We start from the raw sequence: 17,192 nt of genomic DNA on the forward strand, positions 1-17,192 counted from the left end.
TGGAGCCGTCCGGCCGCCGGACTCCACGAACTGCCCCGCGTGGTGGCGGACTTCACCGGCCGCTCGCGGGAGCTGATCTGGGTGAGCGATCTGGTCTACGCCGAGAGCGCGCCCGGCGTCGGCGTCGTCGGGCTGGTCACCGGATCCGCGGGCCTCGGCAAGACCACGTTCGCCGTCCGCGCCGCCCATGCGTTACTGCCGAGCTTCCCCGACGGGGCCGTCTTCCTCGACCTGTTCGGGATCTCGCAACGCCCGCTGCCCGTCCCCGACGCCCTGCGGGCGTTGCTGCGTGCCCTCGGTGTGCCCGACCAGCGGATCCCGCCCGACGTCCATGAGCGGGCCTCGCTCTACCGGTCGTTGATGCGGGACCGCCGCATCCTGGTCGTCCTCGACAACGCCGGGTCCGAGGAACAGGTACGCCCGCTCCTGCCCGGCGGCGGCACGAGCCGGGTCCTGGTCACCACCAGGCGGCTGCTGGCCGGTCTGGAGGGCGTGCGCAGGCTGGCCCTCGGGCCGCTCGGGCCGGCCGAGTCCACGAACCTGCTGGCCGGGATCCTGAACGGGCGGACCGTCGACGGCGCGGCCCTCACCCGGCTCGCCGAGAGCTGCGGGGGCCTGCCCCTCGCGCTGCGGATCATCGGGAACCGGCTGCTCAGCCGGCCCGACTGGGATGCCGCGGAACTGGCCGCCCGGCTCGCCCCCGAGGAACACCGCCTCGACCAGTTCAGGGCGGGGGACCTGCGGATCGCCGCCGCGTTCATGATGTCCTACGAACAGCTGACCCCCTCGGCACGGCAGGTCTTCCGAAGACTGGCGGTGCTGCCGGGGCGGGACTTCGGCGCCGAACTGGCCTCGGTGGCCGGCGGACTCCCGCTCGGGGACGCCTGGGAGGCGCTGGACGACCTCGTGGACCTCGGCCTCCTCCAGGACGCCGGGGCGGGAAGGTACCGGTTCCACGACCTCGTCCGGCTCTTCGCCCGCGACCGGCTCCAGGCGGAGGAGGGCGACGCCGCCGCGGCCGTCCGGGAACGGGTGACGGTGTGGCTGTTGCGGACGGCGACGGCCGCCGGACGCTGGTTCGAGCCCGGCTACGGCCGCCCCGACCCGGACGTCCCCGCCCTCGGCAGCACGGAGGAAGCGGAGGACTGGCTGCGGGCGGAGGTGGAGAACTGGCTCGGAGCACTGCGCTCCGCGTCGGCCGCCGGCCGGCATCGACCGGTCCTGGACTGCGCCGAGTCGATGCACTGGTTCTCCGACCGCTGGGCCCATGCCCCCCACTGGCGTGAAGTCTTCTCTCTCGGCGCGGAGGCCGCCGTCGCCCTCGCCGACCCCGTACAGCAGGCGACGCAGCTCAACTACCTCGCCTGGGTCCACTGGGTGCCGCCCAGCGACCCCGAGGCCATGCTCCGCTGCACCGCGCGGGCACTGGAACTCGCCGAGCGGAGCGGTGCCGCCCAACAGGTCGCCGCGGCACACGACTACACCTCGCGTGCCCTGCTGGCGCTCGACCGACCCGACGAGGCCGCGGCGTCGGCGGCCGTGGCCGCGGGGATGTTCCAGGCGGCCGGCGACATCGACGCGTACGTGCAGACCCTCTCCCAGATCGGCCACTGCCGCAGGAAGCAGGGGCGTACCGCCGAAGCCCTGCGGCAGTACCGCGGGACGCTCGACCTGATCGGCGACGGGAGTTCGGGCATGACGCCCACCATCGCGGCACAGTGCCGGCCGTACGTGCTGGCGCGCATCGGACAGTGCCTGGCGGACCTCGACCGCCGCGCCGAGGCGGTCGCCGCCCTCACCGAGGCGGTGGAGCTGATGGAGAAGCTCCAGCCGAACTTCCGTCAGGCCGAAGCCCTGGAGACACTGGGAGCCCTGCTGGAGGACGAAGGCCGCCCCTACTACGAGCGGGCCGCCCGGACCTACCGGGAGATCGGCGACGAGGCGGCCGGCCGTCGCTGCGAGGCCGCCACCTGACCACCCCGACCGCCCGCGGGCGCCGTCGGGCAGCCGTACGCGCTTCCCGTCACCCCCCGCCCGGGAACTCCCCGGCCTCGGTCACGCCGACCGGTCAACTCGCCCTGCCCGGCGGGGTGAAGACGTACAGCTCGAGGATGTCGGGACAGGGCGCGATGCCCGGCCCGCCGGCCCGCACCCAGGCGGCGACGTCCTCGGTGGCCTCGGGATCGTTGACCAGGCCGAGCCAGACCGGGCGGGCTCCCGCGGCGCGCGCGGCGGCCGAGGGCTGGACGACGATCACGTTGGCGTGCTCGCACACGTCGAGGCAGTCCGAGACCCGCACGGGAACCTGCTCCGACAGGCGCGCCAACTGCCGGTCGTGATCCACCCCGGTGACCTTCGGGGTGCCGCAGCAGCAGTCCCGGCAGACCACGACACGGCAGGGTGCCGGTGTGGCCGCGGGGTTCGCCGAACGTCCTGCCTCGGGTCGCGGCCGGGACATCGGGCTCACCCCCTGCGCCGGAAGGACGGACGGGGTCGCGGGAGCGCGGAACTGCACGGCATGCCTCGGCGGGTGTCGGGGCTCGTACGCGGAGCCTGGCCTGCGGACGTCCTCCGCGCCGGGGCACGGAGGTGCCAGCAGGTCTTCGGACTCGGGTTCCTCCGGCCGGGACGCCTTCCCGGTCTCCCAGTGGCTCGCGTGCCCCGCCCGTCCCCCTCACCGCTGCGCGTCAGCTCCGGATTCCCACCGGATTCCCTGACCACGGACGTGGTTCGACTGGCACGTCGAGGCTATCAAGTCCGGCGTACGGGCAGATGGTCCGAAGCGACCCGCTCCTTGACCAGTACGGCGACCGGATCGCCGAGGTCTTCCGCGACCCCGAGAACCTGCTCGAGATCCTCGACGGCTGCTGGGGGACGGGAAAGCTCCCCCAGACGATCTCCCGCCGCCCCCGCGGACACTGAAAGCCCGAGGACCTCACCAGGGACGACGTGCACGCACAGCCGTTCGATCCTCCTGCCATCCGGCCCGTGACACCGGCCACACCGCACATTACGCGCATGGGCAAAACAGCAGGTCAGGCACGCTTCCCGGCAGCCTCCGGGATCACCACACTCTCCACATAATGCGTCATCAGAAAAACGTCATGTTAAGCGGGGAAGGCATAACCGCAGCTCAGGATTGGTTCCCGGTGCTCTGAGTGCCCCTGTGGGCACCTAGAGCGTCAGCGCGACGGCGATAAAGTGCATCGCGGTAAACACCGGTGGCGTTCCAGGACCCTCACCATCGCGGTCGTGCGCTGTCCATTTCGGCGATCCGTGGGCTGGTCTTTCCCATCGCAGGGGATAGGCCGCGCTTCCGATCCGTGGCCCATCCCCCTGGCGTTGTCGACGCGTGCAGCTACTGACTTATAGCGACCCACTGCACGGAAAGGCGCTGCAGAAGCTGCTCGGCCGAGTCGTCAGGGTGGAACTCCCGGAGGACCTGTGCGAGACGCAGGGCGCGGGCCACCTGGGGACCAGGCGAAAGGCCGAGCGCCTCTATGACGTCCGAGGCGGAGACGATCAGGACTCCGGTCGTGTCGGCGAGAAGTGCCCACTCGGCGCGCAGGCGGATCTCACGGTCGAAGTCGGCATCGTGCGCCAGCTTCTCAAGTGCCTTCGCCCACCGCACCCGGTACCTAGCATGGATGCTGTTCAACTTCTGATCATTGAACCGCTGAAGCCCCAGGTCTCCCGCAGCCTCCTGAAGGCTTTGCCTGTAGCGCGGATAGTCCTGACGCTCCAAGGCGGCACGCCACTGCAACACCAGCGTGGACTTCTCCGGACTACGCTCGACGGACTTGGCTATGGCCAGCATGAAGTGGGCATACGCCTCGTTCTGTTCAAGCAGCCTGGCCAAGCAGTGCTGCCATTCAATGGTGGACTGGGGCACAACGGACCCGCAGGCCCGCTCGAACCACTCATTGCAAATTCGCTCGGTATCCTCGCCCTCGGACACCGAGGCGTCCATGTGATGGACCAGGAACGCGCGCAACCGGCGCATCGTGTCCGCAAAGTCCTTCTCGGGCGGCGTGTGCCCCAGGGCCGCGGCCTGTTCGTAGAGCCACCTGCTGGACGCTGCCCATGCCTCCGAGTACCACGCCCGCATCCATATCGTGGCGAAGAAGAAAGCGGTCTGCGGGTGGGTGAAGTCGGGTGGAGGCAGACTGACATCTGTGCCAGCTGAGCGCCTCAACAGATGGCGGGCGAGCCGGTCAAGATTGCGATGGACGCCGGCGATGCGATTCCAGGCGGCCGCGGGCGCGACCGGCGGGGTGGACTGCGTCGTTGTCACCGTGCACCTCGCACATTGCTCCGCCGATGGGCGGCAGGACCCAGAAGCGTGGGCCCACGACGCTCTCCAGGTTCTCGCGGGGGCTCCAACCGCGGACCGATCATGTTGAACGAGATGTAGGCGTCAAGAGTCCTGCCTTCCACGGCCTGATCGGGTCCGAAGCCGGACGGGTCGAAGGGGAGCTCCCTCTGGTACCCATCGACCCAACAGCGACCGCCTCGGAAGTTCGCGTCGACCCGGAGGACTCTGGCCCTGAAGACTCGGGGAGCACCGTCCTCCCAGCTCGACACGTAGACGTTGATCACGCGGCGGCGATCCCGCTGCTCCAGTGAGAGGCGGTCCAGGTCCCGGAACGCCTCAATCGCCCTGTCGATGCTGCCCAGGTGGAAGAGCGCCAGCGCGCGCATGAAGTGGACCCTGAGCGAAGGCATCGCGTCGTAGGCCGACGCAAGCTCCGTGAGCTCGAGGCATTCCTGCCAGGCAGCCTGATCCAACGGCAGGGTCTGTCGCTCACCCGAGAGGAAGCGCTCACCGGTTCGCGCGAACCACAGCAGATCAACGGCAAGGCGCACACAGCGTTCGTCTTGGAGCCGGAGGGGATTCCGCCTGAGATGCTCCAGAGCCCGCTGTACTCCCTCCTGGTTGGGTTCATTATTGATGAAGCCACTGACTTTCAGGGCATAGAAGAAGGCGGCCAGCGGCTCGTCGTACGCCTCGAGCTTTTTCAACTGCTGCTCTGCCAGGAAATGGTCGCTCGCCAGCGAGGCGATATCCACGAACTTGCTGTGGTACAGGCCTGCCTGTCCGGGCTCTAGAGTCTCCGGGTCGATCACTGTCAGGGCGCTCAGGCAGTCACCGACCAGCGTAGCTGCAGTCTCGTCGGACAGTGCTCCCGCTTTGAACGTGTCCCGGGTAGCCCAGCAGAGCACATCCACCGGGTAGTAATTGGTCGCCTCACACTCCAGAGCCGACTGGACGCTTCGTTTGAGCTCCCGGAGTTCGCCCGAAATGTACTCCTCGCTCGGCAACGTCTGAGGGATGCCGCCGCCGGGTCCGGAGTGGAGCAGTTCGTACAGTTGGGAGCCGCGGACGCTGGCCTGCTCGACGTAGAGATTCAGGCGAATGTCCCGCCGGTGACCCAGGTCTTCCGCTTCCCGCAACGCCTCGTCCACCGCCTCCTGCGCTGCCTCCAAGGCGCGGCGCCGCAGGTCGGCGTCCGGTCCCTGTCGGCGCTGGTCCCACACCGCCCATTCACGCCGCATGTTCACTTCTTTGTGGGTGAGCCGAGCGTGAATCACAGGGTTGGTCACCAGCATTCTCAGCTTGGCGATGGAGTCAGCGATCAGCAGGTACTGGGCCCCGTACTTCCGCTGCTCCCGGTTCTTCTGCGGGCCGATCGCGGTGAGAAGCGCCATGACGAACTCGATCTCCGGGCCGCCATTACGGGCTCGGGAATCAGGCCGGACCAGCTCGATCACTTCGGAAATCTGAGCACCCTCTCGCTCCTCCCCCCAACTGCGGGCGCCGGTCAGCAGGGTTGCCTCCAACTGGTTGCGCCCTCCGAGTGCGTAATTGCCCTGTTCGTCCTCGTCCCAGCGGATTATGTCTATGCCACTCAGCAGGTCCGGAAGATTCCGGACGCCGTCGCGGCCGATGGTGCGCAGGGCAAGCTCAAGTGGCGTGCGCAGACCGTGGCTGTGAATCAGCAGGATCAAGCTGAGGAGGCGCTCGTATGGGTCGTCCTGCCAGGCGGCCGCCCCCTCTTCCGAGGTTCCCGGGAGTGCTTCCAGGCCATGCAGCAGGCCGGCCTTCTCCAGGGCCGCCGCCATGATCGTGGACGGCTCGTAGTTGACTCGCGTACGGGCGGCATGGCCCAGACGCTCCTCGGAGCGCCTCAGCTCGAGCACCAAGCCGCGGGACAGAGGAGCGTGCGCGTCGGGCAGCAGGCGGTACAGAGCCGACAGGAACGACCGATCGCGAGCCACGATCGCCTCGTCCGCGCCCTTGAGGACGATGCCAAAGTCCGCCAAGTAGCGGGTGAAGCGGTCAAGCTCCTTCCCGGCAATGGTGGCGGGTGCCTCAACGAAATCCTTATCTCGCCGGTACCGGGAGGCCGTCCTCACCTGCTTGTCAGCCCGCCCGCGCTTTCTGCCGCCGCTGTCGCCGAACTGGTCCGCGTCCCAGTAGCAACTGCCAACCATGACCACCTTGCGGCCCCTGCTGCGCAGATAGTCGAAGAGTCGCTGGTACTCCTCAGCCTCCAGCATGCCGTCCCACACGATCAGAGTGTTGGCCCCTGACTGTTCCTCGGCCCATAGGCAGAAGTCGTCGAGTGCCTGAAACTCCGGGCGCGTCGACTTGCGCGGGATATGGAGGACGATTCGCCTCCCCGTCCGGGCGGTCTGGAAGGCCAGTCGAGCCAGAGCGACACTCTTCCCCGTCCCCGACTGACCGACGACCAGAAGCGGCCCCTGTCGTTCCGGGGATGCGGCTGCATCTTCGACCAAGTCCGTCAAGACCTTCTCGAAATTGCGCTGGAAGGGGAGTCCGCGGGCGTGCGCCCACCAGGTCGGCGAGCCGTCGCTCGCACCGAGAAACTCACGGAACTTCTGGAAGCGCCGGTGCTTGGACTCAGCAGGCGGATCGTCCAGGAGGTCCACGTCCACCGGGCGGGCGTGCGGCAGAATCCGCTGCCAGCGACTCCGGTCGATGGGCAGGCGTCGGTCACCGACGCGTACGGCGTGGGTTGAGGTTGTGGTCGGGCCGCCGTCGCTCAAACGACCAGTGCTGCGTGCCTCCTCCACCAGGGAGGCGAATGTCTCTCGATGCGGGACAAGCACCTTGAGATTGATCGCCTCACGTATGAACTCGTCCGCGAGGATTTCGTCGGTCGTGGAGAAAAGGTGGACCTGGTTCGCAACCGCGTCGCAGATCTGGCTGTAGAGCGTCTCGGGGTCGAGCCAGTCGCTGAGGGACCACCCCTCCACCACCAGCAAACCCCGCGGCGTCAGCCCGTCCGTAACGATCCGCGACAGAGCCTCGGCTGCCAACGCTCGGCGTCGCGACAACTCCATCTTCGTCGCAGGCGGTCTCTCGTCGACCGGCTGATCAACGCCTCCGAAGAGCATGAGCGCCTGGACGTCGGCCATGTCGCGCGACAGGCGCGTCCGGTCGCGCTGGGGCACAGTCTCCTGGACCGTCCGCCAGTCCTGTTTGAGACCCAGCCGCCACGAGGGATCGACGGCCGAGGAGAGCACGCCGTTCCATGGGAACTCCAGCGTGGTCTTCAATGACGGCGGCAGAACCAGTGCACGTCCAGCATCGCTGAGCGCCTCGGCAGCTGCCTCACGGCTGTCCGGAGCGGCCCCAAGGATTGCCTGGTAGACGGTCTCGGGCAAGTTGTCCATACCCAGTGACCTGGCTAGAGGTCCTACCAGCGGGTCGTGGCCCGTTTCGATAGATAGATAGCTCTGCCCCAGGAACAAGAAGGACGGACCCCGGTCCAGCCTCTCGAACAGGGTCTGCTTCCCTACCGACATGTCGTCTCCAGGTGAATAACCCCCCGTCGCCCTTGCGTAGACGACAGGCCGTCAATTTTGCACTGGAGCAGCAGTTTTCGCAGCAGTGTTGCCGAGCCGTCCATGCTGGCATTGCCATACGCTCCACAGGTTGACGCGGATGACTTGGTCGCCCGAGACAACCGGCTACACATGAAGGACAACCCCGGCCCGCGAAGAGGCATAACAGCAGCTCCCCACCCGCAAGGACCTGGGGGGCCCTGGAAACACTCAGCTCCTGCTCCGAGCCGGTCCCGGCCATCCATGTACGCCTACGACGCCGCGGTCGCCGAGGTCACCGTCGACACCTGCCGTAGCATGGTCCGAGTGCGGCGCGTGCTGGGCGTCTTCGGCGCCGGGGTGCATCGCCAACCACAAGCTCGCCGACAGCCAGACCATCGGTGCCAGGGTCGACGGAATCGGCGCACCCAGCTCAAACACACCGTCACCGACCTCCGCGACGGCCGCATTCGCTCTCACCTCCACACTTGCGCTGGTCCTCGGCGGATAGGCCGTGCGGGCCCCTTCAAACGCCTGTCGAGAAGCTTTCCACCGCCGTCGCGCGTGGCTCAGTGAGTCGCTGTCTGCAGATCCAAGATCAGGTCATCGAGGAGCGACTCCTCTTCGACACGCACTCGGAGCTCGCTCATCGCGTCGGCCAGGCCCGGATCCCACTGTGTCGCGGCAGGCGTGCCGGTCAGGTCCTGCGGCTCGTTCACCCTGGTCACAGCTGCCAGGTAGTCGGCGGCCTCGTAGCGCCAGGGACGCCAGGGGGCCACTCGTCCGAGGGCTGTGGCGATGCGTACCCCACCCCAGTCGAAGTCCGCATGGTGAAAGAGTGCTGCTCCGGACGCGGACAGGCCGCGCAGCAGGGTGAGTGCGGCCGCCGAGGGCTGCCCCTGGAGGCACACCATGGGCGGGCAGGCCGGGCCGAGGGCGTCGGCTGCGGCGGACAGGACGGCCGGGTTCTCGCACACGTGGACGTCTCCCGTCGCCGTCGTGATCCGGTTCGCGGTCGGGCGGGTCAGAGAACGCAGTGTCAGGACGGCAGGCTCGCCATCGCCGGCCATCCAGTCGAGGGCGGGTGTGCCGCGCAGGTTGAGGGTGAGGACGGTGGACGACACGTCGTCCTTGAGCAGTCCGGCCGAAGCCCAGGCCTCGCGTCGCCACTCGGCGCCGGCGCCGTCGGGGAAGCCGGTGAGCGCACGGATCCCCGACAGCACGAGCGTCGCAAGCGGGGTTCCCTCGTCCAGGGCGTGGGCGCCGGTCAGATGCAGTGCCGCGAACGCCGCCCGTGACATCGGAGGGTCGGCGGGCAGTGCGTGCAGTGCCCGCACGGCGGCGTAGACGAGGGGGCCCGCGGTATCGGGGGTGCGGGCGAGTCGCCGTACAAGACCGTCCTCACGGATTCGGCCGGACCAGGCGGCCAGTTCGACGTTCACGGTGGTGAGCGGTGCCAGTGCCTCCTGCCATGCTTCGGCTTGCCTGTCCCTCGTCTCCGCGCGCAGTGTGACGGGCCCGGTGAGGGCGACGACTGCGGTCTCCAGGCCGTCCGGGCTGACGCCGGAGCGACGCAGGATCTCGTCGACCGTGTCGAGGCGTAGGGTCAGGGACCGGCCCGCGCCCGGAGGGCGTCCCAGCAGCCTTTCGGCGGCCCGGCGTTGGAGGTCGTCGGGGCGCGCGAGGGTGACCGTCCCGGTGAGCGGCCGTCCCGCCGCGATCCGCTGCCGGACGCGTTCCAGAAGCCAGGCGAGTCCCGGGTCCCCGAGCAGTCGCGCGAGCCGTTCGTCGTCGACCTTCGCCTCGGCCACCGGGTGGTTCACGCCCATGGGGCCCCCGGTTCCACCGAGGTGGCGGGGGCGTGAGCCTGAGTGGGAACCGATGCCGGACCTGCGGTGGCGCCGGGCTCGGGACCGCGTCGCCGTTCACCGCCGTCCCACTCCCATCTGGTCACCAGGACGGCGTCGATGTCGTCGACCCGGGACAGCTGGGCGATGGCGATGCCGGGCACCTGCGGGTAGCAGGCCCACTCGCGTTCGCTGGTCATGACGACGTCGAGGTCGAAGGCACGGAGCAGGCCCAGACACTTGGCGCGGGAGTCGTCGTCGACTCCGGCGAACGCCTCGTCGAGGGTGACGAGGCGTGGGGCGTGGGCGCCGCCCGCGCTCGCGTAATGGGAGGAGGCGGCGGCGAAGAGCGGGACGGACGCGGCGAGGACGCGTTCGCCGCCGGAGGCGGGGCCGGTGGCCGGTACCCACTTGCCGTGCTGGTGGCGTTCGACACCGAACTCGTGCCAGGCGCGGTAGTCGAGGGCAGCGGTGAGGTCCTCCTGCCAGCTGCCGGTACGGTCGTCGGCCTGCCGGCGTGCGATCTGTTCCTGGAGGAAGGCGCCGACGGCCACCCGGTCCTCGGGTGACCATGCGTCGGCGGACTGACGCAGCCGGTCCCGGGCCTGGGCCAGTCCCTGCGGGGCCCGGCGGGAGGCGCGCCAGACCAGGCGCAGCTTCATGCCGGTGGACGTCGGGCGCTCCTCCAGCTCCCTGTTCATGGCGCGCACGTGGCGTTCGGCCGTGCCGATCAGTTCCTGGAGGGTGCCTGCGACCTCGGTGATCAGATGGGTCTGCAGGATCTCCCGTTCGTGCGCGGAGAGGATGCGGGTCAGTTCGGCGACCTCGGTGGCGAGGGCTTCGGCGAGTTCGGGTACCGCGCGTTCGCGGCCCTGGTAGACGATGTCGACGCGCATGCCGTCCTCGCCGGGACGGGCCGTGGCGGTGTGACCGTGCCGGGACAACGCGTCCTGGAGCCGGCCGAGTTCCTCGCTGAGATGTTTCTGGATGCGTTCCCAGGCCGCGTCGGAGTCGTCGGTCGTGGCCAGGCGGGACTCGACGGCGCGGGCGAGGGTCACGGCGGGGGTGCCCGCCCACGGTCCGCCGTCCTCGTCCGGTACGGGCAGGTCGGGGAGGGCTACCGCGAGCAGTCCGGTCGCCGTGAACCGCTGGAGCGCGGCGACGGCCCGTTCGCGGGCGGCGGTGGCGTCGGTGACGTCCTCGGCGAGGCGCTCGATGCGTCCCTCGGCGTGGCCGGCCCGCCCGCCGGCGGCCTGGATGTCCTCCTGGGCTCGCTGCTGTTCGCGCTCGCATGCGCGTGCGGCTTCCCCCGTCTCCTCCAACTGCCGCTGAAGTTCGTCGACAGCCGCTCCGACGGTGGAGCGGAGGGTACGCAGATGTTCGTCGGCGGCCGCGGCGAGGCGGGCCGCCTCCGTGGCACGGTCGGCGAGCTCGGCGGCGAGCTGCTCGGCGCGGCCGGTCTCGGTACGCTCCCCGTCGACCGCCTGCTCGGCGTCCGCGCGCTCGCGCGCCGCGGGCCAGAGTACGGCGAGGTGGAGGGTGTGGTCGGCGAGCGCCTGCCGTACGGCGGCCAGGCCGTCGCGGTCGGCGGGAAGGTTCAAGTCGACCGCCGTGGAGCCGAGTTCGTTCGCCGTACGGTCGGCGTCGGCAGCCGCGCGAGCCAGTTCGGCGGCCCGCTCCCGCTGCCGGGTACGGGCCCGGTGGACGGCTTCGGCCGCCGCGCCGAGCCGGGCGTGGGCGCCACGCAGGCCGTCCTCGCCGGGTACGGCAGCCAGTTCGGCGTCGAGTACGGTGCGCCGCTCGGACACGGTCCTGCGCTCCCTGGCCAATTGCTCCCGTTCGGCCGTCAAGGCCGCCTGTTCTACTCGCAGTTCGCCGATGCGGTTGCGACGGTCCCGTTCCCGGGCCCCCTCTCCCACGTACTGGGCGCGGTCCTTGGCCCAGGCGCCGGCGAGCGCGCCGACCCGGAAGCGGCCGTCGGTGGAGACCCAGGTGCGACTGTCACCGTCCTTGTCGACGTCCACGAGCGCGATGGCGGCCAGCAGGCGCTCGACGGTGTGCTCGCCGACAGCTGCGGCCCCGGCGTCGGCGTGGTCGACGGCCGGGCACAAGGCACGGTCGAGGCCGTTTCCAGTGGGCAGGTCGAGCGGGTCGAGGAGTACGTCGTGGCCGTCCGCCCGCACCGCCGCACCGTCCGGCCGCACCCAGGCGTCGAGGAGCCCGGAGGCCTCCAACGCGGCTTCCAGACCCGCCCGTCGCGCCTCCGTCACGTGCGGGCGGAAGTCGACGAGGCGCCACAGCGGGGCGCCCAGGGCGCGGCTGCGGAGATCGGCGGTGCGGGTGTGAGGGGCGGTGGGGCCGCGTTGCCCGCCGGTTTCCAGGGCGGCCAGTTCCTCCGCCCCGAGGCGCAGGCGTTCGGCCGTCGACGCCTCCGACTGGGCCAACGCCGCGGCCCGGTCGGCCAGTCGGGCGCCGAGTACGCGGTGGGCGGCGGTGGCGGCGAGCCGGGCCGGATGGGGTCCGTCCAGGCTGCCTGTCCAGCTCTGCACGGCGTCGAGCACCCCCGGCAGCCCGTCGACCCGCAGTTCCACGAACCCCGACAGCCTCTCCCGTACGGCCGCGACCAGGGCGTGCCCCGCCTCCTTGACCGTCTCCTCGGCCTCGGCCAGCAGCTCCGCGCTGTGCCCGGCCTCCTCGTCGGCCTCGTCGGCGCGCAGCCGGGCGGCCTTGCGTGCGCCCTCCGCGCGCTCGGCCGCCGTCACGAGGGTCTCCACATGGTCCACGGCCCGCCGCCTGCTCGCCGTGGCCTCGTCGGCGGCACGGCGCAGGACCGGGGTGGGGGCTCCGGAGGTCCGGGGCACCTCGATCCGCGCCGCGGCCGCGCTGCCGGCGACCCGGCCTTCAATGTCGTCCAGGGCTTCCCGGGCAGCGGTCAGCCGGTTCGTGGCGGTGGCGAGCCGGCCGAGGGCCCGGGTGTGTGCTTCGGCGGCCTTCTGCCGGTCGGTCTCGGAGCGGACGGCGTCCCCGGCCGTGCGGGAGGCGTCGGTCGCCGCCTGGTCGAGGGCGCGGGCGTCGCGCATCTCGGGCCCGGACCGCAGTGCCGCGTCCTGGGCGCTGAGCCGTGCCGCCCGCTCGGCGAGCGCGGCCGCCCGGTCCTGCGCCTCGGTCCGGTCGGTCACGGCCTGGTCGTGATCGGCCTGTGCCCGTACCAGTTCCCGCTGGAGGTGTTCGTAGCGGGCGTGTTCGGCGCGGGGCAGGCGGGCCCGGCGGCGGGCGGCGATCCGGGCGTAGCGCCGGTAGTGGTCGAGGAACGCCGACGACGCCTGCTCGGCCTCGCGGGCCGCCCGCGGTTCCTCCTTCTCCTCGTCCAGCGACCGGAACGCCTCCGCGGCGTCGGCGATGACCGCCTGGTCCATCGGCGGCAGCGCCTCCGTCAGCGCCCGCGACAAGGCGGCCTCGTTGGGCCGTTTGGACAGCTGGGGCTGGCGCAGCTGGATGAGGAGGTCGACGAGCGCGCCGTAGCGCCGTTCCCCCAGCCCGAACAGGGCCTCGTCGACCGCGCGGCGGTAAGCCTTGGCGGTGTCGTACACCATGCCGTGGCCGCCGATGGCCTCGGCGAGCCGGTCCCGGGACAGGGCGGTGCCGGTGGCGTCGAGCAGGTCGAGTCCGGCGGCGATCCGCTGGGTGGTGACGGCGAACCAGTGGCGGGCGATGCCGCGTCCGGCGACGGCCTTCAGGCCGCACAGCAGGGTGCGGAAGTGGGCCTCGCCGGTGGTGTCGTCGAGCCGGCCGAACTCGATCCAGGTGTAGCCGAGCCGTTCCGGGTGGGGGTGTTCGCCGCCCAGGAGCAGGTTCCACTCCATCCGCTTGCCGGGGTCGCCGTCCGGCTCGACACGGCGCGCGGAGAGGTCGCCGTCCAGCAGGAACGGCAGGGTGAGGGCGAGCACCTTCGACTTGCCGGTGCCGTTGTTACCGCGCAGCAGCAGCCGGCCGTCGCGGAACCAGAACTCCTCGACGTCGTAGTGGAACAGGTCGACGAGCCCGATCCGCAGCGGCCGCCAGCGACCGGGCGCGGGGGCGGGGAGGACGAGGCCCGGGGGCGCGGTCGGCGCAGTCTGTACGGTCGGCGCGGTCACGGCGCGGGTCACCTTTCGTCGCCGGTTGTTCTGATGACGGCTTCGCCGACCGCGTACCGCGCGAGGGCGGGGCGGGGCACGACGCCTCGCGGGGTCTGCTCGGCGAGCCCAAGGGCCTGGAGCTTGGTCAGGGCCTGTGCCACGAGCTCGGGTTCGGCTCCCGGCTCGCGGGCTGTCTTCGACCAGAAGTTGCCGTGTTCCACCGCGAGTTCTCGCACGTGCGCGGCCAGCTCGGCGACCGTGACGGGCTCGTCGGCCCGTGCCAGGTACTGGGCGAGGAGCAGGGTGATGTGGCCGTGGGTGCCCTGCTCCGGCATGCGTACGTCGGTGAGGTCGTCCAGTGGGTCGACCATGGCGATGCCCTCGGCCCGGACCTCGGCGACCAGTCCGGTCAGTTCGGTGATGCGGGCGGTGATGAAGCCGCGTTGCCGGGTGAGGTAGCCGAGTTCGTCGTCGGTGAGGTCGTCGTAGTAGAGCACGGGGTCGTCGAGGAGGCGGCGGGTCAGTTTCCAGCGGATGGCCCGGAAGCGCAGTTCGTCGCTGTCGAGGGTGGTCCGTGCCGTCATCTCCGTCAGGCGCTCGGCGAAGTCCTCGGTCTCGATCAGGGAGGGACCGCGCAGGGCGGCGGGCATCCCGGCGAGGACACGCCGGCGTACGTCGTACAGCACGTCACCGGCGCCGCTGACGTACGCCTCCTCGTCACCGGCGACCCGCCGCAGCACGCCGATCCGGAGCAGCAGACGTACGACGGCGGCGAGGTCGAGGCGTTCGTCGCGCCGTTCCAGGGTGAACTCGATTCCGGCGGCGACGAGTTCCGGGTCGGCGGCGGCCAGGACGACCTGTTCGGCGAGGCGGCCGAGGGCGACCTGGGCCTCGCCGCGCTCCAGAGCGGCGAGGGTCAGGCAGAGCAGGACATAGCGGCGGCGGGTGAAGGGCAGGGCGGTGCGGGCCGTCTCGCGGGCGGGGTGGGTGGCGTCGGTGAGGGTGCCGGGTGTCTTGCGCAGCCGGGCCGCGTCGGCGTCGGTGCGCAGCGTCCAGCCGACGTTGCGTTCGAACCAGTCGCGGAGTGCGGTGGCGTGCCGGCGGACCAGCCGGAACTCCTCGGCGTACGGCCCGTCGGCGGTCAGCAGCGGCTCCTTCAGCAACGCGCGTGCGGCGCGCTGGATCTCGGCCTCGCGCTGACCTTCGAGAACCTCCGCCAGCGGGCCGGAGGCTCCGACGGGCCCGGTCACCGGTCCTCCCCCGTCCCGGTCGTGGTGAGGTCGACGATGTCGATCACATGGTTGGGGCCGCTGAACACTCCGTCAGGGGTGTGCACTTCGGCCGTCGTGCTGTCGTCGAGCGCGGTCAGCCGTATCTCCATCGAACCGTCCGAGCTGGTCACCGTGGTGGTCGTCATGTCCGGCCGCCAGGTGGCGAGGGCGTCACCGAGCAGGCGCAGGAACAACTGGAACGCGAGGGCGTCGAGTTCACCGAGCCGGGACAGCCGTACCGGCCCGTCCGTCGCGAGCCTGTCACGGGCCTGCCGGGCCTGAGCCGTCTGCCGGGCGGCGAGTTCGGCGAGCCGCCGCTTCGCCTCGCCGCGGTCGGCCACCCGGCGCGGCCTGCCCCGGCGTTCGTAGCTTCCGGTACGGCGCAGCTGGGGGCTGATCCGCAGGGGGCGCGCCTTGGCCCAGGGCGTCGCGGCGGGCTCTGGTGCGGCGGCGCGTTCGGCGAGGGTGTCGGCGTCGACGGTGAGGTGCCGGGACGAGTGGAGCCCGAACGCCACCCGCCACAACCGGTGCCGCGTCTCGTCGTCCGGTGCCTGGGCGAACCAGCGGGCCAGCGTGCGGAAGTCCGCGGAGCGGTCCGAGCGCCCGGCCCGTCGTTCGTTCAACTGACGTACGACAGCCAGCAGTTGAGGAATGGCTCCGAGGGCACGCCCGCGCAGCAGCCGAGCCTGTGACTCCCGCCCCTCCTCCGACACGAACCACTGGGCGAGCCCGGACCAGCGCGCGGCCCACCTCTCGTACGCCACCGCCTCCGCCTGCCCGGCCTCCTCGGGAGCGGCGTCGGCGGCCTCCCGCCCGGCGGCGAGGGCCAGCAGCGGCCTCACCCTCCCCTGTTCCTCCAGTTCGCCGATGAGCAGGGCGATCCGCCCGCCGAGCGTGATCAGATCCTGGATGAACCGCTCCAGGTACTGGATCAGCCGGTCCTTGTACGCGAGGAACGCCTCGATCTCGATGTCGTGCAGGTCGATGGTGCGCTGCAACGAGCCCATGAAGGCACGCGCGTTGTCCGCGAGGTCGGTGAATCGGGCCGTGAGGACGGACAGCGCGATGTACGCCTTCGCCGGATCCGGCTCGTCCTCCTGGGCGATCACCAGGAGCGCCCGCAACTGCGTGACGATGTCGTGCAGCGCGACCGCCTGGAGTTCCCCGCGCCGCCCGAGCGTCGCGTCGTACGTCCCGAGCGCCGCCTCGGCCGCCTCACCGGCCCGGGTGAGCTGGTAGATGAACCGCCTGCGGTAGAAGTCCTCGACCGCCGTCACCCGGGCGTGGTCCGGATCGGCCCGCAGGTTCCCCCACCCCACGAGCCTGTCCAGCGCCGTCGCCACCGCCTCGACGTCACCGGGCCGGGCGTCCGGGTCCAGCGCCGCGAACACGTCCTCCGGCCGCAGATGCACCGCGAACCGCGCCTTGGCGGCGAGGAACGCCCGCATCACCTGACGGTAAAGGGCGGAGTTGGGCACGGTGAGGTGGGCGAACGGGCTGTAGTCCTGCGAGGTCATCGTGGGTCCATTGTCCCCGACCGCCACCCTCGCCGGAGCACGATGTCCGGTTTTCGTCTCACGTCGGAGGCGTGGCCGCGCACTCCGCCCACACCGTCTTGCCCGGCCCGTCGGACCGGGCGTGCCAGCCCCAGCGGGTCGCCAGCCCCGCGACGATGACCAGCCCACGGCCCGCGGTGTCCTCGATGCCGGCCGCGCGCAGCGCCTCCGGGCGGGGCGGTGTGCGTTCGGCGCGGGTGTCGGAGACCTCGATCCGGACCACAGTACCGGCGGCTCCGATCTCGTAAAGGCGCAGCTGGAAGTCCCGGCCGGACACGTGCCCGTGCCGCACCGCGTTGGCGGCCAGTTCGCCGACGACCAGCGCGATCGCCTCGTGCGGCTCTCCGCCGTACGGGATCCCCCACGTGTCCAGCCGGTGGGCGACCAGCCTGCGGGCGAGCCGGGCGCCGCGCGGGGTGGAGGTGAAGCGCATCTCAAAGGCACGGCCAACCACGAGGCAGGCGGGTTTGTTCGTCATGCCGACAACGGTGTCGCCGGTCGCGTAGCGTGACCAGCGGTGACGCACTGACGCGGGCCGGTTGTACGCGC

10 protein-coding genes and 1 riboswitch are annotated in these 17,192 nt (G+C 70.9%); of the genes, 2 read left to right on the forward strand and 8 right to left on the reverse strand.

Translation table 11 applies throughout. The annotated features are described in order from the left end of the window. Nucleotides 1–39 precede the first annotated feature (39 nt). Nucleotides 40–1,974 carry an NB-ARC domain-containing protein gene (locus tag ACFY3I_RS04550; RefSeq protein WP_390859285.1) on the forward strand — a complete coding sequence of 645 codons (1,935 nt, stop codon included), beginning with the start codon at nt 40–42 and terminating at the stop codon, nt 1,972–1,974. A 94-nt stretch (nt 1,975–2,068) separates the two neighbouring features. On the opposite strand, the gene ACFY3I_RS04555 is transcribed toward ACFY3I_RS04550, so the two are convergent. Further along, nucleotides 2,069–2,458 (reverse strand): (2Fe-2S) ferredoxin domain-containing protein, encoded by a 390-nt coding sequence (locus tag ACFY3I_RS04555; protein WP_365288761.1) that lies wholly within the window; start codon nt 2,456–2,458, stop codon nt 2,069–2,071. Nucleotides 2,459–2,576: 118 nt separating this feature from the next. Beyond that, nucleotides 2,577–2,754: riboswitch (cobalamin riboswitch) on the reverse strand. A gap of 18 nt (nt 2,755–2,772) precedes the next feature. On the opposite strand from ACFY3I_RS04555, the gene ACFY3I_RS04560 reads away from it, so the two are divergent. Continuing rightward, entirely contained in the window at nt 2,773–2,922 is a 150-nt protein-coding gene (locus ACFY3I_RS04560) for a hypothetical protein (protein WP_365288760.1), read from the forward strand. A 436-nt stretch (nt 2,923–3,358) separates the two neighbouring features. On the opposite strand, the gene ACFY3I_RS04565 is transcribed toward ACFY3I_RS04560, so the two are convergent. From ACFY3I_RS04565 to ACFY3I_RS04595, 7 genes are all read right to left on the reverse strand, one after another. Further along, nucleotides 3,359–4,294, reverse strand: coding sequence for a hypothetical protein (locus tag ACFY3I_RS04565; RefSeq protein ID WP_390859286.1), 936 nt, complete (start codon nt 4,292–4,294; stop codon nt 3,359–3,361). After that, nucleotides 4,291–7,701: a hypothetical protein gene (locus tag ACFY3I_RS04570; RefSeq protein ID WP_390859287.1), complete on the reverse strand. Its 3,411-nt coding sequence runs from the start codon at nt 7,699–7,701 to the stop codon at nt 4,291–4,293. Before ACFY3I_RS04570 ends, ACFY3I_RS04565 begins: the two co-directional genes overlap by 4 nt. A gap of 719 nt (nt 7,702–8,420) precedes the next feature. Further along, nucleotides 8,421–9,680 carry a TIGR02679 family protein gene (locus tag ACFY3I_RS04575; protein ID WP_390859288.1) on the reverse strand — a complete coding sequence of 420 codons (1,260 nt, stop codon included), beginning with the start codon at nt 9,678–9,680 and terminating at the stop codon, nt 8,421–8,423. Further along, nucleotides 9,671–13,834, reverse strand: coding sequence for a TIGR02680 family protein (locus tag ACFY3I_RS04580; protein WP_390859289.1), 4,164 nt, complete (start codon nt 13,832–13,834; stop codon nt 9,671–9,673). The genes ACFY3I_RS04575 and ACFY3I_RS04580 overlap by 10 nt, the downstream gene beginning before the upstream one ends. 8 nt (nt 13,835–13,842) lie before the next feature. Then, a complete protein-coding gene (locus tag ACFY3I_RS04585; RefSeq protein ID WP_390859290.1) occupies nt 13,843–15,066 on the reverse strand; it encodes a TIGR02678 family protein in 1,224 nt (407 codons plus the stop codon). Then, the gene (locus ACFY3I_RS04590) at nt 15,063–16,604 is read right to left on the reverse strand and encodes a TIGR02677 family protein (RefSeq protein ID WP_390859291.1); all 1,542 of its coding nucleotides are present in this window, start codon (nt 16,602–16,604) and stop codon (nt 15,063–15,065) included. Before ACFY3I_RS04590 ends, ACFY3I_RS04585 begins: the two co-directional genes overlap by 4 nt. A gap of 58 nt (nt 16,605–16,662) precedes the next feature. Then, on the reverse strand, nt 16,663–17,121 hold the full coding sequence (locus tag ACFY3I_RS04595) for an ATP-binding protein (RefSeq protein ID WP_390859292.1): 459 nt from the start codon (nt 17,119–17,121) through the stop codon (nt 16,663–16,665). Between the last annotated feature and the right edge of the window lie 71 nt (nt 17,122–17,192).

It is taken from the genome of Streptomyces sp. NPDC001068 (assembly GCF_042897315.1).
In the GTDB taxonomy this organism is placed as follows: domain Bacteria; phylum Actinomycetota; class Actinomycetes; order Streptomycetales; family Streptomycetaceae; genus Streptomyces.

Coding starts and splice junctions, on each gene's coding strand:
- ACFY3I_RS04555 (WP_365288761.1), bottom strand. CDS start 2,458: ATGTCCCGGCCGCGACCCGAGGCAGGACGTTCGGCGAACCCCGCGGCC.
- ACFY3I_RS04560 (WP_365288760.1), top strand. CDS start 2,773: ATGGTCCGAAGCGACCCGCTCCTTGACCAGTACGGCGACCGGATCGCC.
- ACFY3I_RS04570 (WP_390859287.1), bottom strand. CDS start 7,701: ATGGACAACTTGCCCGAGACCGTCTACCAGGCAATCCTTGGGGCCGCT.
- ACFY3I_RS04575 (WP_390859288.1), bottom strand. CDS start 9,680: ATGGGCGTGAACCACCCGGTGGCCGAGGCGAAGGTCGACGACGAACGG.
- ACFY3I_RS04590 (WP_390859291.1), bottom strand. CDS start 16,604: ATGACCTCGCAGGACTACAGCCCGTTCGCCCACCTCACCGTGCCCAAC.
- ACFY3I_RS04595 (WP_390859292.1), bottom strand. CDS start 17,121: ATGACGAACAAACCCGCCTGCCTCGTGGTTGGCCGTGCCTTTGAGATG.